Source organism: Collimonas sp. OK307, from assembly GCF_900113705.1.
Taxonomy (GTDB): Bacteria; Pseudomonadota; Gammaproteobacteria; order Burkholderiales; family Burkholderiaceae_D; genus Collimonas.
The window spans coordinates 170,153-186,250 of sequence record NZ_FOQI01000010.1 but is presented as its reverse complement, the minus strand read 5'-3'; the positions used below and the strand labels follow the sequence as shown (position 1 = coordinate 186,250).

The window sequence follows — 16,098 nt, the reverse complement described above, 5'->3', positions numbered from 1 at the left end:
AAGACTACAGGCTAGGATTGGTACACTTTTAACGCGCCATTCATGGCCGTTCCAAGTGCGCTTTCCGGTACATTATTCACGCGGCATTTATAGGCTGGATTTGAACTTCCTATCCCTTGCACCCCATTAGGTTGACGTCAGGTATTAACTAGGAAATGGTTTAACTGGCTACTAGCCATAGCAGTACCGGAGGAGGGGAAAATGGGCTAGCAGATCGCTCCAATAAAATTTCCCCACGCAGTCATCATCGGACGGCGTTGTTTGAGTAAATCGGTACGATGGTAAGCTGCCTCGACTTTGTTCTGCACCATATGCGCAAGTGAGCGTTCAGCCAAATCACGGGGATAACCTTGCTCACTGCACCAATCACGGAAACTTGACCGAAAGCCGTGTGCGGTGGCAACGCGTCCAGGTGTGTCGCTAGGTGCCTTGATCCGGCGTAAAAAACTGGTGAGTACCATGTCAGATAGCTCAACTTGATCACGCGGCGAAGGAAACACCAGATCATCATGGTGCCCCTGCTGATTCGTTAGAATTTCAACAGCTCGTTTAGATAAGGGAACCCGATGCTGGAGTTTTGCTTTCATGCGCTCAGGTGGGATTGTCCAGATCGCATTATCTAAATCTATCTCTGACCACGTAATGCCACGTACCTCACCTGACCGAGCCGCTGTCAAGATCAAAAATTCTAGCATAGCACGTGTGACATCCTGGCCATCTATTACTCGCAGGTGTTTGGCAATGAAGGCTGGAATATCCTGCCACGGCATTGCCGGTTGATGTTGAGTGCGTACTGACTTTGATGGTTGTTGTGGTAGCAGGTGATTCACCACGTCAACCGGGTTCGATTTGCAATGGTCATGCGCCCACCCCCAAGCCATGACGGCATGTATGCGCTGTTTTAATCGGCTGGCGGTCTCTGCTTTCTCCAGCCAGATTGGTCGTAAGGCATCGGCAATATGCCGAGGCTGAATCTGATCAAGTGGTAATGTGCCAATGATCGGAAAAGCGTACTGCGTCAATGTGTTAAGCCACTGCTGGCCGTGCTTGGCATTTTTCCAACCAGGGAGTAATTCGGCGTGGAGTATTTCGGCAGCAGTTTGGAAGGCCGGGGTTTGAGGAAGATTGGCTGATCGATTTTTTTCGTCTAGCGGATCAATTTTATTGCCAATTTGCTCACGCATTTGTAGGGCATGTTTAGCAGCTTCGGCGATACTGACTTCTGGATAACTGCCTAGTCCAGCATTGCGGCGTTTGCCAGTTAAAGGGCTTACGAAGCGTAGTACCCATTTGCCGCACCCTTTGGTATTGGACGGATGCAGCGCCAGGCCTGTCACTCCACCGTGGGGAAGAATTCCTGAGTCGGGTTTGATGTTGCGCGCTTTGACATCGGTCAGGGTTGCCATAATTTGTATTCTGGATGTAGGCTAGTTGGTATGCCATCCAGTATGCCATTATTGTTTGGTTCTAGATAGATTGCTTTGGACTCGCATGGAGTGGTGAGCGCCTATTTTCCTTGTATTGCGTAGGTAATTTGGACTTTTTTGGATTATTTTGGACTTTATATTGGCAGACACCGCTTCCGCCAAAAACATCGAAAAACCTTTGATTTCATTAAGAATTCAAGGGTTTTTTGCTTTTAACTATTCAAACAACATCAAATTGAATTTCCCCTGTCAGGTCGCTTAGCACAGCGGCTCCGCCTATATCGGCGCGAAAAGGTGGGCCAGTTCCGCTTGACTCGACAGCCACTGTGGCGCTTCGCTACGTCCCACCACCTGCCAGGCATAACCCGGTCGGCCGTAGAGATCCTTGCCTGAGGCCAGCATTGCGGGAATGTCGATGGCAGCGAGGAATTCCGGCACGTTGTATTCCTGGTGTGCAAAGCCTTGGATTTTGGCGCGCACTGCGGCCTCGTCCATTCCAAGGTAGGAGAGATGCCATCCGCCGTCCGCGAGGATCAGTGCGGGTTGGGCGCCGCTGCGCACGCGCATGCGCAGTTGATCCGGCGTAAGACTGTCGAGCTGCCTGCGCGTTGCCGCCACCGTCCAGACCGAAGCGGCCTCCGGTCCTTCCACGTTGCGATAATTCGCATAAAAATAATAGAAAGCCAGGCACAGGCCGAAGATGTCGTGCCGGCGATCATCGCGTATGGTGCGGACTATTGAAGCCCGTGGAATCTCGTCGACGTCAGAAATCAGAATGAGATCATCGGGTGCGGCGTCGTGCAGGCCACGCACAATCTGGTTACGTTGAAATTTTTCGCGGATCCAGAAGCCGGACTTCGGCGTGTCGGAATGCCAGTCGCCGATCACGGGTGTGGCGTCGGCGGCCTCGTCGACCACCGGCATATCGTACACAGGCACATAGCGGATGCGTGGCAGGAACGCTGCAATCCGCGGATCGGCGGCGTCGAAGCGTAGCGCTTTCGGTTCGCCGCTGAACGTGCAGTCAGCCTCGACGATCACGAAACAATCCACCACCTCCGATAGTTCGTGCAGCCGTGTTGCGAGGATGTCCACCTCGCCATTATAAGTAATGCAGTCGAACACCTTGCGCATTGCCGCGCCTGCCATGCTCGCCTGCGGTTCGGGTGCGAATTCGATGCCATAACCGTTGCGCTCGAACATTTGCAAGATATCGCGCTCGCCGTACCAGGCGTCGAGCTGCGACAACGGGATCAGGGAACGTAGCGTCAACGGCGCAAGGCTTACGAGTTGCCGCACCCGCGCATGATGTCCGAACAGCGTCATGGCGTTATAGCCATGGTGCAGTTGTGGACCGGCATGCTCGATGGCGAAGCTGCGCGCCAGCTCCAACGGCGCGAACCGTATGCCGACGGCTTCAAGGGCAGGGCGCAGCACCCCGCTGAGTTGTACATCCTCATGCAGCGCATTGTGCTGCCAGTACATTCTGAGTGGATCGCCCTCGACCGTATCGGGCGGCGGAACTTCGACCCGGATGTGGGGATGGTCGACCAGCGCTCGCATCAAGCGCCGGCTGCGCAGGCTGAAGCCGCCGTTCTGGATTGGCGTAACGACGTGGTCGGGTTTCTGTAGCTCTTCCGCCCAAGCGAAACGGTTGCGCCAATACGTGCCCTGTGGGGCATCGATCTTTGCGAGATGAATCGGGGCGCCGATGTAGTCGCAACCCAGGAACTCGTCGCGCCAGTTGGCAGAGTTGACGACCCAGCCGTCCTCCTGCACCACCAGCGCGAATTCCGTGTGTACCACGCGCCAGAGCGCGAACATCATGAACCAGCTGTACTCGTGGTAGTTCAGCGGCGTGATCGCCACATGCTCGATACCCGGCGCGAGTTGGTCGGGTTTCTGCGGGCTGCACAGCAAAGCACGCGTGCCAGGCATCTGCGCCTGGCTCAGTTGCAGGGCCATCATTGCACCATGTGCATCGGGCAGGCCGGTGACCGACACCAAGGTGATCTGCTGGAAACTTTCCCTGCTCATGTTTGCTTGAATGTTGTAGAAAAATTCATGGGGAATACTGGCGATGGAAAAATTCCAATAAAGCTGCATGCACACTACCTGTTTTGCGTAACCGTTGCAATGAGCGCAAGATCAAAATTATCCGCACTAAGGCTTCAATTACGGGCAACTGTACATCTTGCGCCCATTGACCCATCGATAGCGGCCGCCACGCGGCCCGGCGTGGCATATTGCATCCGGCGAGCCGGCGTATCGGAAGCGCCAGGGCGCAACTGGATGTGGGGCCGACCATAATCCAATTTTGTTGCTGCGTGCCGCTGTCTCAAGCGCCTTCAGATCGCGGTCTTTTTGCCGAAAAGCCCAGGCCATGCCACGTTCAAGCTGGGCCCGGCTTGCATCAACGCCGTTGCAGCGCACCGTTGCAACGGTGCGACCGAAACGGTCGATGGCTTCTGCATCGTATTGCGCGTCCTTGCCAAAACATAGCTGATGCAGAGATCGTCTGGCTTGGAGTCCGAACGCTTGTTTTATCTCCGGCGCATCGATGCCGGCCAGGCGCAATTTGAGCTGCCTTGTTCCGATTTGCAGCGTCATGCTGTCGCCGTCGGCTACACGGATAACTTCATGCGCGTGCGCGGCAAGTGGCGCGATCAGCAGTAAGGTGGCAAACAATATTCTCATTTACACTGTAGTGGCGTCCAGCTGTCATATAGAACAGCATAGGACAGGCAGGGCCTGGTTTGGCGGTGGTGATTCGATAGCTTACAGCGGAGGGGCAATGAAGAATATAAGAGGTATCGTATTTGATCTCTACGGCACGTTGTTCGATGTACATTCGGTCGCAGCAGCCTGCGATGCCTGTCATCCGGGTCGCGGACGGGAAATCAGCGTGATGTGGCGACAGAAGCAGCTTGAGTACACCTGGCTGCGTAGCCTGATGGCCGACTATGTCGATTTCGAACAGGTCACCCATGACGCGCTGGTGTTTACTTCCAGGCAGCTTCAGCTGCCTCTTGACGAAGCGGCGCGTGCCGCGCTCTGCGAAGAATATCTCAAGATAAAACCGTATCCCGAGGTGCCGGAGGCGCTGGCCAGGCTGCAGGCGATGGGATTACCACTCGCCATCTTGTCCAACGGCTCAGTCAATTCGATTCGCAGCGTGGTAGCGGCATCCGGCCTGGTTCTCCGTTTCAAGCATCTGATCAGCGCCGACGATGCGCAAATTTTCAAGCCGCACAGCAGTGTCTACATGCTGGCCGAGCAGCAGTTGAGTTGCGATCGTTCGGAGCTTCTGTTCGTTTCGTCAAATGCATGGGATGCCTCCGGCGCGCGGCACTTCGGTTATCCCGTATGTTGGATCAATCGCGCCGGCAATGCGTTTGACGAACTCGGACAGTCTCCCGATCATGTCGTGCAGGGATTGGACCAGCTGGCGGACTGGATGGCTGCGCGGCAGATCGCTTCTCGATCGTAACCAATCCCTCAATCTTATCTGGGAAAATACTTGACGATTCCTTCAAGAAGCAGGCGAACGTCGTAGAACAGCGTACCTATTTCAACGGTAACGATGAACAGTCCTGCCTGAAAGGCTGCGGGATAACGTTCCAGCAGCATGTTGCAGTACCGGCCATATAATTTGATCACTCCAGCGCGAGTGCTGAGCGCTACACATGCGATTCCCAGTAGCGTACCAGCGATAATATCGGTAGGGTAATGCAAGCCGAGGTATACCCGTGGCAAGGCAATGAAGATCAGCACATAGAGATAGAGCAGGGAGCCGGCCATTCTTGAGATCAGGAAAATCCCGGTGGCGAGACTGAAAAACAAAGCGGCGTGATCGCTAGGGAAAGAGTTCCATATATATAAAGCCTGGCTCTCCGGTACCGGCAACCCGATGTATACGTGATGTGCCAGGGCAGCGTTTGCAAATGGACGCGGCTGATATGGCCCCATGGTGTTCGCAGCCCTGGCAATGACGACGGCGACGACGCAGCCGATCAGGGTCGCGATAACGATGTCTCTGGTGTTTGATTTGGGGTCTGTATCTCTGAACCAAAAGTACCAAAGCATGCCCATGATGGGCAGGCCTTTAAACAGATCGGAACCGGAAATGAAATGAACGATTTGATTGAAAGGCGCTGACATCATTGTGAATTGTCCCAGCCAATTCATCACAGAAATGTTCATATAATTGTTCCACATGATGCTGCCTCTCATTGATCATACTGTTTGAATATCTGGCTCGAATGCATTGAAATGCACGCCGTCTTCTTCGGATTTTTTTTCATCAACATCTGGTGTCGGCAGTTCGGCAGCAACCGTAATCCCTACGAGTGCGGCTATACAATTTCTTCCAGTAAACATCACAATAAAAGCAGACCGTTTCTGGCAAAAACAAGAGCAGAAAACTTCCCCGTCGGCTTTGATATCGCCCCAAAAGTTCAGCAACGCCGCGCATTTTTTTTTGTGCGAATTTGTTGCCTTACATAATCATTTTATTTAAATGAAAATTTTGTAAATTTGTGCCTTGCACAATAAAATATTTGAACGATACTAATGGCTGATGGCTGCCTTCCAAATCTACCGAAAATCGCAACAACGTATTGCCGAGTGGAAATTATTGTGGCGCAGATATATGGATATTGGGTAAATAATATCTCACACATTTGAAAATTTTTTCGAATTCATATTTTTTATCTTAATAATGTTGTGCGCCGGTAGTGCCCGCGCTATATGGGTTTAGCAAGGAATCGCGTTCCGCCGTTTATGTCAGGCGACACCTAATTTCCATATTTTCCGCATGTGTAGTTCTTTTGTTTGTACATTTTTTTTGAGCAACACCATGGTTGTGAATGTGAAAATCGAAGTGCTACAAAGTGTAACAAATTTAGCATTGAATGAATTCGCAGCTTAAATTGAAGTCTATTGTGGTGTGATTATGTTGTGTTGCAACATGTATCACACAGCTCCTTTTTATGTCGAAAAATCGGGTCGATTTCTCTTTGCCTGTTTTAACAAATGCGGCGATGGAACCCAACTCCGGCTTTACTCAGATTCTTGATGTCAGAAGGAAGGATCATGCAAAAAAAACGCCGCCTCGATGCGCCATGCATCAAATTCAGATTGCAACTCTGCTAGAGAAAAACCCATGCGCCTGTTGTCCGTAAGACGAACGCCAAGTGTTCGCCGGAAGCAGCTACCCGTGTGACAAACATCGCGCAAGGGATCTTGTAAAGACTCCCTGCATCCTATTCATTATTTTTCTTTCCGCTTTTTAGTTTCTTCGGCGCATTTTTTCGTAAAGCCCATCCAGGCTTTTACGCAATTTTAGTCTTGCCAAGACGAATAATGGTGCTGATATCTCATGCTATGTACGTTCGCGTACTGAACTCATCGATTTATTAGCTTACTTTGCGTACTGCAATCACCGTCTGCTTGAATCTGTCTAAGGATGCACGGCATTGCCTGCTATCAATCTTCCAAAAAATCAATTTATTTTTTAAATAACGATTTCTGTCGCGGTTTTGGTAAGAGGAAAAAATTAATCAAGCATTCGCTGAAATTGAATCTACAAATTTTTGTGCAAATTGTTGCGCTGGAAAAGGTGTGTAATGAACAGAAGATTGAAACGTCGCGGAGAATTTTTCCGACTGCCATGGAAAACCATCTTCCTGATTCCAATATGCTCTTGCGTGCCCGGATTGGTCGCCGCTAACGATCTGGTGCCAACGGACGTCATGCCGCCGCCTGATGTCGTCGTTCCGCAGCCCGATTCTTTTACGCCGTATGCCGGGTATGGAGTCAACTACGACAGCAATTTACTTGGATTGCGAAATGCGGCCGCTGCGGAAGCCATGGGAATCGGCAGCAATCTTTCGGATTACACGCGCAGACTGCAGGTTGGTCTGGCCGTCGACAAGAGCATCAGCCAACAGCATCTGACGGCGAATGTGAATCTTGCCAATGTCGAATACGAACGATTCCAGCAACTCGACCACATGGATAAAAATTTGGCCGCCAACTGGAACTGGCATGCGGGCCCTCACGTTGAAGGCAATGTGGGCGTCACTTATTCGCAAGGACTCACCCCGTTCATCGATTTCCATTTGTTGGAACGTAACATACGCTCGCAGGAAACTGCCTATGTCGATGGCTCATGGTTGTTTCATCCGAGTTGGCGCGTACATGCCGGATTAGTGCACAGCAAGTTGTGGTATGACCTCGCATCGCAGCAGCCAGGCAATAACTCGCAAAACCAGACGGAAGTAGGGCTGGACTATCTCGCGGCCACCGGTAGCACAATCGGTGTCCAGCTACGCCACACGCGCGCCGATTTTCCGAACCCGGAACTGGACACTGGTGCGCCGGTGTTCAACGGCTATAACCAGGACGAAGTAAAAGCCAAGATCGACTGGTTGCTGACAGGAAAGACGAAGCTGCACTTTTTAGGTGGATGGGTCAGCAGAAAGCAAGACGCATTTTCTGTGCGCGACTTTAGCGGCGTGAATTCACGTCTCTCGGCAGACTGGTCGCCTACCGGAAAAATCGATGTCACCGCCGCCATATGGCGGGAGATCGGCGCCGTGGACGATCTGTCCACCGTCTATTCATTGAATCATGGCGCCAGCATTGCTTCGGCCTGGAAGTACTCTGAAAAAATACGGCTGGTAGCGCAATACAAATATCAGAAGCGGGATTTCAGCGAATCGCTGGCGTCCACCGCTCTCGGTTCTCCTAATCAAAACGATGTCTTGCGCAATCAGGCTTTGTCGGTGATTTACAACCCGACCTTGCATTGGCAAATCCAGTTATCCGGTACCCGTAGTACGCAAACCTTGAACGGTTCGCCAGGCGGCTTTGTGAATAACGGTGTGATGCTCAACACACGCTATGCATATTGAGGTAGGAAAAAATGACCGAGAATGACATCCCGCTAGTTTCCTTCTTCAAACGCCTGCTTGATCCGGCCATTATTCTCGGGTCCTTGTATCTGGTCATCATGGCGAAGGACGAAGTGTTCACCGGTGATTATCTGGTTTTGATGATTATCGCCTTCTTCATTTCCTCGTATATCTACGAGCAGATCGACCTTTACCGCACCCTGCATATCGGGAAGCAGCTTGGGTATGCTGGCGATATCTTCTTTGGATGGATGATCATCGTGGTGATCCTGACATTGATGGGGCAGGTCACGGGACTGCGCTATGAATTCTCCGATGGTGTCATATGGACCTGGTTTGCACTTGCACCTTTTGCGCTATTGCTTAGCCGGTTGACGGCACATATGCTGGCATTCAATTTCGGGCGGAAACCTGAAGCCCGATCGGCCGTCATTGTCGGTTCCAACGAGCCTGGAGTTGATATTCTCAAACGCCTCACATCCGACAACACTGCCGGTATAGACATGCGTGGATTTTTCGACGATCGCAATCAAGCCAACCGGCCCGCTGATCTTGAAGGTACTCATCTCGGCGCCATCGCAGACGTCGGACCCTATGTGCGCGAACACAAGATCAAGACGATCTTTATCTGTCTGCCGATGTCGGCACAACCGAGAGTGCTGGCCTTAATGGAAGAACTGCGGGATACCACCGCTTCAGTCTACTTTGTGCCAGACATCTACACCTTCGGACTGATCCAGGCGCGCCTGGATCATGTTGGCGGCATCCCGGTAATCGGCATTTGCGAAACGCCGTTCACCGGCCTGCGCGGCGTGGTGAAGCGCGGCAGCGACATTGTTCTGGCGGTTCTGATCCAGATCCTTTTGCTACCGATCATGTTGGTGATTGCGATAGGGGTGAAGCTTTCTTCGCCCGGCCGGATTATTTTCGCCCAGCGTCGATACGGATTGAACGGAGAGGAAATCGTCGTCTACAAGTTTCGATCGATGGCGGTCACCGAGGATGGTGCGGTTGTCAACCAGGCAAAAAAAAATGATGCGCGCGTGACGCGGTTCGGCGCCTTTCTTCGCCGCACATCGCTTGACGAGTTGCCCCAGTTTTTCAATGTGCTGCAAGGCCGCATGAGCATCGTCGGTCCGCGGCCGCACGCTGTCGCTCACAACGAACAGTATCGCAAGCTTATCCAGGGTTACATGCTGCGGCATAAGGTGAAGCCCGGAATTACAGGATGGGCGCAGGTCAATGGATATCGCGGCGAGACCGATACCTTGGACAAAATGCGTTCACGGATTGAATTCGATCTGGAATATTTACGCAACTGGTCATTGGCGCTGGACCTGTGGATCATCGTCCGCACGGTCAAGGAAGTTTTGAAAAAAGACAGCGCGTATTAATGCTTTCTGATTCGTGAACGTTGCCTGGTCATGTGCGGTGAGGTGTAACAAATGTTTCAGTAACGAACCCTCACGTTCCGTGGTGTCCTACCGTACAAGTCAATGCCACGTCCGATTAATTTTTTAGGGGAAGATCATGCGAAGAGCCAAGTTGTTGATAACTCTTTCATTAGTGGTTTCTTGCAGCGCTGCCGTAGCGGCTGCACCTGTTTTTCAACTCAATACGTCCGAGGCCGAGGCCCGGAGTCTGTTGGCAATCGATGCTTATCCGTCAAACGTCGAGGCCGCCGATTCAAGCCATGCAACGCAAACGACAATCGTATCTCGTTCGGCAAGGTCAGCTTCGAAAGCTCCCGTCGTTTTCAGTCAAGCGGGAGAGTTGATTGAACCCCGACATGACGCCAATGTTGTTCCGGTGAGTTTTTCCTCAAATGTCGATGATGGCCGCCTGTCAGCGAAGGCGTCTTCCAGCGTGAATAATTCGGACGACATGCTGTTCTATTTCCTCAAGGATTTCGAGGCGAAGCCGCAGCAGAAGCCTGGACGCTGGGCTCTGCTCCTGGTGGGACTCTGCTTCGTTTTGTATCAGGTACGCCGTCGCCCGATGCGCACATCCATTGGTTTCTTTTCTGCGTCCAGACCTATTGGTCAATTTAGTACCTGATGTCTCGTCGGTCAGCCGTTATTTCCAGCCAGAAGAATAGAAAGTGCGTCCGTGAAATTTGCTTTATTTATGGGAGTCGGATTTTGAGTTGCTTTGATCGGTTCGATTACATGCATGCCATTGGCGGCATATCGCGCATAAAGGGGATTGGCATTTTGTTGCTGCTTGCCGCAATTAGCTTATCTGCTTGCGGCGACCAGAAAAAAAAGACCAATAAGGTACTTGCAAGAGTGGATGGCAATGAAATCACGGCACTGCAACTCGAGGCCGAATTGCAGCATGCAGTTGGCGCGAAGGAAGAAAATGACGTGCAGCGGAAAGCCCTGCGTAAGCAGGCCCTGGACGCGCTGATTAATCGACAGGTTTTGCTGAAGGAAGCGATGCGCAACAAACTCGATCGCGATCCGAAACTGCTTCAGATCGTCGAGCGATTCAAGACGCAAGCGATTGTGCAAGCTTATCTGGAGTCGAAAGAAGGAAATTTGAGTAAGCCGTCCAAAGCCGAAGTCGATGCCTATTTTGAAAGTCATCCGGAATTATTCGCGCATCGCAAGGTGTTGGATATCGAGCAATTGGTCATAGCAGCGCGAGATTTTAACGGTGACATCAAGTCGCAGATGGACACGGCAACATCGCTGAACCAGATGGCGACATGGCTCAAGAAACGTGGAATCCCGTATGTGAAAACCCAGCTTACGTACACCAGCGGCGACCTGCCAGCGGGAATTGTCGGAGAAATAAAAAAGCTTGGAAAGAATCATTTATTTGTCATGGAAGACGGCAAACAAGATCTGCTTTGCGCCCTGACTGAATTACGAGATAGCCCGATAACGAGAGAAGCCGCCACCGCGCAGATCGAACGTTATCTGTTGAACAAGAAGATGCAGGAAGTTGCCGCGGCCGAAATAGCGCGCTTGCGTTCTCTGGCGAAACTCGAATATGTCGACAAGAGCGATAACTTGATTGTAGAGGATGCGCCGATGTCCTCCACTTCGCCAGATAAGCAGGTGCCGGCCGTGCCAGATCGATCCGGCAGGCACGACGTGGCTGAAGCGAAATGAGCAAGTTGAGCAAGATGCAGATGTGGCGCAAAACAATAACAGCAACAGAAACAATAATTTAACTGGATGGCGAAAATGATGAAACGAATCTACATGTGCTTGCTGGCGATGACGCTGGCAATTTGCGCCATTTCCGCAATGGCCGCCGATACGCCGCTTGGAGCGGGCGATGCGTTGAAAATATCCGTATTCGGGAATCCTGACCTAAGCCTGGAAACAAAGGTAAGCGAGGCAGGGAGCATTACCTTCCCGCTCATCGGCGATGTCAGCATCGGCGGTCTGTCTACCGCGGATGCCGAAAAGAAGATCTCCGGCATGCTGACGGGCGGCGGGTTCCTGCGCAAGGCTGAAGTCAACATCATGGTTACCGAGTTGCAGAGCCAGCAGGTGTCGGTGCTCGGCCAGGTATTGCATCCCGGCCGCTATCCGGTGGCCGGCAAACGCAGCGTGACCGATATGCTGGCAATGGCAGGCGGTGTCGGCCCCGAAGGCGGCGATACCGCTACTGTCGTCCGTACACGCAATGGAAAAACCACCAAGCAGGTCGTCAATCTGGCCCAGATGATTCAGTCGGCCGATATGAAATCGAATGTCGACCTGGTCAACGGCGACGTGATTTTCGTGGATCGCGCTCCCAAATTTTATATCTACGGTGAAGTGCAACATCCTGGCGGCTACAAGCTGGAGCACAACATGACGGTGGTCCAGGCATTGTCGATCGGTGGCGGCCTGACTCCACGCGGAACCGAACGTGGCATCCGCATCAAGCGGCGCGACGCCAAGGGCAACCAGGTAGAGATAAGTGCGGACCACGACGAGACGTTGCAGGCGGACGACGTCGTGTACGTGAAAGAGAGCTTCTTTTGATTAGTCTCGTCCGCGCTGACGTCTTGTCGCCCATTGTCTTGTCGTTCATTTATTCCGGACTTCGAAAGGAGCTCAAATGACTTTTTCCCAGCTTGTCACCATTCTGAGGGCGCGCTACAAGGTCATTGTATTGACGTTGCTTGTGATAGTCGTTGCCACCACGGCGGTCAGTCTTGCATTGCCAAAAACGTACCGGGCGGCGACCACGGTTCTGCTGAATTACAAAGGTGCCGATCCTGTATCCGGCAACGTATTGCCGGCCCAGTTGGCGTCCGGTTACATGGCCACGCAAATCGATATTGTCACCAGCCGGCGGGTGGCCTTGAAAGTGGTCGACAATCTTGGCCTGGCAAACCAGCCAGGTTTCAAGCAGCGCTTTCAACAACTGACGAACGGCAACGGATCGATCCAGGAATGGCTGGCCGATACCTTGCTGAAAATGGTTGAGGTATCGCCATCGCGAGAAAGCAGCATGATTGAAATCTCGGCCAAGGGCAGCGATCCTGCCTTCGTCGCCAAAGTTGCAAACGGTTTTGCCACCGCTTACCAACAGCTCAATCTGGAAATCAAGGTAGAACCGTTGCAACAGGCGGCCAAGTACTTCACAGGGCAAGTCGCGACATTGCGCGCCAATCTGGAAGAGGCGCAAGGCAAGCTGTCCGACTACCAGCAACAGCACGGATTGGTTAGTACCGATAACCGTCTGGACGTTGAAACGGCGCGTTTGAACGAGCTGTCCACTCAGCTGGTGCAAGCGCAGGGGCAGGCGTCGGAAGCATCGTCGCGCGGCAGGCAGGCGGCGGGCAGCGGCGACCGGGATTCACCGGATGTGGTTTCGAATACGCTGGTTCAAAACCTGAAGTCATCGTTGGCGCTGGCGGAAGGGAAATTTGCGCAGCTTTCTCAGAATCTGGACGTCAATCATCCACAGTACCAGGCCGCCAAGGCCGAAGTCGACCGGTTGCGGGCTGAAGTGAACAGTAGCATCGGCGCCACCAACAACGCGGTTGCGAATAACGGCCGGATCCAGCGTCAGCACGAAGCAGAGATACGCGCCGCGTTGGCAGCGCAGACTGCCAAAGTGTTCCAACTCAATCACGCCCGCGATGGATTATCGGTGCTGGTCAAGGATGTTGAAAGTGCGCAGAAAGCATACGATACCGCCGCTCAGCGCCTGACACAGACCGAGCTTGAAGGGCAATCGCATCAATCCGATGTGTCGGTACTCAATCCCGCAGTGGCACCGCTGTTTCCGATCAGCCCGAATGTACGGCTGAACGTGGTGTTGTCGGTACTGCTCGGCGTCATGCTCGGGTTGGCTCTGGCGGTGTTGGCGGAAATGGCGAATCGCCGCGTACGGTCCAGCATCGACCTGATCAATGTACTGAAGGCGCCGGTGCTTGGCACCATCACCTGGGGAAAACCTCCGCGGAGATTTACATTCTCCAGATTATTTTTAACGCGATGATCGCGCCTACGCTGGAAAGGTTAAGAAAATGAACAGTCCGGTCAGTTCTATCGTCAGTGCCGGTGCGGCGTCCCGGAAAGACATCCACATGGGTCGCATGCTGGTTGAGCAAGGCAAGATGACGCTGGAGGAAGTGGAACGCGTGCGCCGTCTGCAAAAGGAAGAGGGGCTCCGTTTCGGCGAAGCGGCGCAACGCCTCGGCCTGGTCACAGAGGCAGATATCCAGCAGGTGCTGGCAAGTCAATTTGATTACCCTTACCTGCAGGCAGGCGGAGGCAACTATCCGGCGACGTTAATGGCCGCCTACCAGCCGTTCAGTGCGGAAGTCGAAATGCTGCGCTCGGTGCGCAGCGAGTTGATGCTGCGCTGGTTCCGTCCGGGGCGCAAGACCTTGGCGATTGCCAGTGTCAATCCGGGCGACGGAACCAGCTTGCTGGCGGCAAATCTGGCCGTCGTGTTTTCGCAACTGGGCGAGCAGACGTTGCTGGTCGATGCGAATCTGCGCAACCCGAGCCAGCACAAGATATTCAATCTGGCTGCAGGACGCGGGCTGGCCGATGTCCTGGCCGGACGCGCCGGCCTGGATATGCTGGCGATGGCCGAATCGTTCATCGACTTGTCGTTACTGCCCGCGGGATCGTTAGTGCCTAACCCTCAGGAATTGATCAATCGTTCCAGCTTCGTTGTCATGAATGAAACGCTGTGCGACCGCTTCGACATCATTTTGTATGACACGCCGGCGTTTTCAACCGCGGCGGACACCCTGACCATAGCCGCACGCGCCGGCGGCGTGCTGCTGGTGGTGCGGAAGGATCACACCCGCGTCGCCGATCTCACCGCATTCAGCGAGCAACTCCGACGCAGCGGCACTGAAGTAGTCGGCTCGGTAATGGTGAGTTTCTGATGGGCGGGATAGCCAAGTCTTGCAGTCTGGCCCAGTGTGGTTTCCCACATTCGACTGCAAGCCGTGCCGCCCTGAGACATAAGTCGAGGATATAAGTCGTATGCCTTTTTTTACAAACATCAGGAATTCTATTTTTCCAAGACAAGCCGGTTCTCCTGTACCCGCCGAAGGAGCGGTGTTTTGGATTCTGATGGTTGCGCTGGTGTATCAGGCGGTCTTATGTGCGATTCATACGAACGTCCATCCAATTTCGGTTGCCGGGGTGGGTCTCACTGAAGGCGCCATCTACATCGCATGCCTTGCCGTGTTGATCAAGCGTATCCGGCTTGAGTTTGTCGCTGTCGCGTTCCTGGTGGCAGCCTACCTGTTCCTGATGGCGATTTTGCGCAATCAACTAGATCCGAAAGGCTTCAGGGACGTGATGATTCCTATCTTGTTCTACGGGCTCGGACGGGAAATCGGTAACGGTAAATATGCCGATCGCTTGCTTAAGATGATGGTTCTTCTGGTGCTGGCTTTCGGATTTTTTGAATTGTTTTTCCTCGACTGGTTTTCACGGGTTTTCAATATTTTTTCCTATTACGTCAGCCAGGGCAACCTGGCCGCCGGATCCAACTGGGCAAAAGATAGCGTCTTGGGACTGAATGGAATACGGCCGGAAGGGATCGGTCGCACGATTTTGCCATCGTTGATCGGCAACCACCGGGTATCGTCGATTTTTCTGGAACCCGTTTCACTGGGTAATTTCGCGGTCATCATCGCGGCCTGGGGATTGTCGAAACGGCGCGACGAGTTCAAGGAGATGATTTTTTTCCTGCTGGCCGCCGCCACCATGATTACATTAAGCGATTCGCGCTACGGCATGATCACGGTTGCGGCACTGGTCGTGATGCGTTGCTTGCCGCTGACGAAAGCCAATACCTGGTTGATCGTTATGCCATTCCTGAGCGTGACACTGCTACTTCTGCTCGCGACGGTTTTTGGCGGTCACTACAGCGACAGCGTTCTCGGCCGGCTTTTTGTGAGCGGGAAAACATTGTCGAACCTGGATCTGGGAATGATATTCGGCCTGGACGGATTCAATACCAGCTTTGGCGACATGGGCTACCCCTCGTTGCTCACGCGGCTGGGCCTGCTGTTATGCATCTTTTTGTGGGGTGCATTCTGGATGCTGAAAATGGAGGACGAGAGGGGCAATCGATTCCGGGCGTACATCACGCTGTATATGTCCCTGATCTTGTGTGTAAGCGGAACCTCTCTGTTCGCGTTGAAAACCGCCGGCGTTCTGTGGTTCCTGGTCGGCTGCGCCGCAGGCCGCGCGAAAGATACATTGCCGGCGCGCCCGCTAACGGCGTCACAGCCATCTAACGCCTGAAAAGCAATCAAAGGAAATCAA

General features: G+C 53.0%; 14 protein-coding genes. 9 read left to right on the top strand and 5 right to left on the bottom strand.

Annotated features, from left to right (window positions below):
- Positions 1-206 precede the first annotated feature (206 nt).
- The 3 genes from BM205_RS14885 to BM205_RS14875 all read right to left on the bottom strand — a co-directional run bounded on the left by BM205_RS14885 (position 207) and on the right by BM205_RS14875 (position 4,124).
- On the bottom strand, positions 207-1,406 hold the full coding sequence (locus BM205_RS14885) for a tyrosine-type recombinase/integrase (protein WP_092415655.1): 1,200 nt from the start codon (positions 1,404-1,406) through the stop codon (positions 207-209).
- Between the two features lie 297 nt (positions 1,407-1,703).
- Complete coding sequence (locus tag BM205_RS24325) at positions 1,704-3,533, bottom strand: DUF5672 family protein (RefSeq protein WP_175511273.1); 1,830 nt, start codon at positions 3,531-3,533, stop codon at positions 1,704-1,706.
- A gap of 69 nt (positions 3,534-3,602) precedes the next feature.
- Positions 3,603-4,124, bottom strand: a complete 522-nt coding sequence (locus tag BM205_RS14875) for a thermonuclease family protein (RefSeq protein WP_092415654.1) — start codon at positions 4,122-4,124, stop codon at positions 3,603-3,605.
- 97 nt (positions 4,125-4,221) lie between these two features.
- Here BM205_RS14875 and BM205_RS14870 point away from each other — a divergent pair, with 97 nt between their 5' ends.
- Entirely contained in the window at positions 4,222-4,917 is a 696-nt protein-coding gene (locus BM205_RS14870; RefSeq protein ID WP_092415653.1) for a haloacid dehalogenase type II, read from the top strand.
- Between the two features lie 14 nt (positions 4,918-4,931).
- Here BM205_RS14870 and BM205_RS14865 read toward each other — a convergent pair whose 3' ends face one another.
- Together BM205_RS14865 and BM205_RS24055 are read right to left on the bottom strand one after the other, a co-directional pair.
- Positions 4,932-5,630 (bottom strand): phosphatase PAP2 family protein, encoded by a 699-nt coding sequence (locus BM205_RS14865; RefSeq protein WP_092415667.1) that lies wholly within the window; start codon positions 5,628-5,630, stop codon positions 4,932-4,934.
- A gap of 33 nt (positions 5,631-5,663) precedes the next feature.
- The gene (locus BM205_RS24055) at positions 5,664-5,891 is read right to left on the bottom strand and encodes a hypothetical protein (protein WP_139227278.1); all 228 of its coding nucleotides are present in this window, start codon (positions 5,889-5,891) and stop codon (positions 5,664-5,666) included.
- Positions 5,892-7,054: 1,163 nt separating this feature from the next.
- Between BM205_RS24055 and epsL the strand changes: the two genes are divergently transcribed.
- The 8 genes from epsL (at position 7,055) to BM205_RS14820 (ending at position 16,077) form a co-directional block, all read left to right on the top strand.
- Positions 7,055-8,344, top strand: coding sequence for an XrtB/PEP-CTERM-associated polysaccharide biosynthesis outer membrane protein EpsL (gene epsL / locus BM205_RS14855; RefSeq protein ID WP_254783902.1), 1,290 nt, complete (start codon positions 7,055-7,057; stop codon positions 8,342-8,344).
- A gap of 11 nt (positions 8,345-8,355) precedes the next feature.
- Positions 8,356-9,738 carry an undecaprenyl-phosphate glucose phosphotransferase gene (locus BM205_RS14850; protein ID WP_092415651.1) on the top strand — a complete coding sequence of 461 codons (1,383 nt, stop codon included), beginning with the start codon at positions 8,356-8,358 and terminating at the stop codon, positions 9,736-9,738.
- 136 nt (positions 9,739-9,874) lie between these two features.
- Positions 9,875-10,402 (top strand): hypothetical protein, encoded by a 528-nt coding sequence (locus tag BM205_RS14845; protein WP_092415650.1) that lies wholly within the window; start codon positions 9,875-9,877, stop codon positions 10,400-10,402.
- A gap of 110 nt (positions 10,403-10,512) precedes the next feature.
- Positions 10,513-11,463, top strand: coding sequence for an EpsD family peptidyl-prolyl cis-trans isomerase (locus BM205_RS14840; protein ID WP_092415649.1), 951 nt, complete (start codon positions 10,513-10,515; stop codon positions 11,461-11,463).
- Between the two features lie 78 nt (positions 11,464-11,541).
- A complete protein-coding gene (gene epsE, locus BM205_RS14835) occupies positions 11,542-12,330 on the top strand; it encodes a polysaccharide export protein EpsE (RefSeq protein ID WP_092415648.1) in 789 nt (262 codons plus the stop codon).
- Between the two features lie 76 nt (positions 12,331-12,406).
- Complete coding sequence (epsF, locus tag BM205_RS14830) at positions 12,407-13,798, top strand: chain length determinant protein EpsF (RefSeq protein ID WP_092415647.1); 1,392 nt, start codon at positions 12,407-12,409, stop codon at positions 13,796-13,798.
- 28 nt (positions 13,799-13,826) lie between these two features.
- Positions 13,827-14,702: a chain length determinant protein tyrosine kinase EpsG gene (gene epsG / locus BM205_RS14825; protein WP_092415646.1), complete on the top strand. Its 876-nt coding sequence runs from the start codon at positions 13,827-13,829 to the stop codon at positions 14,700-14,702.
- A 175-nt stretch (positions 14,703-14,877) separates the two neighbouring features.
- On the top strand, positions 14,878-16,077 hold the full coding sequence (locus BM205_RS14820) for a polysaccharide polymerase (protein ID WP_254783901.1): 1,200 nt from the start codon (positions 14,878-14,880) through the stop codon (positions 16,075-16,077).
- Positions 16,078-16,098: the final 21 nt, after the last annotated feature.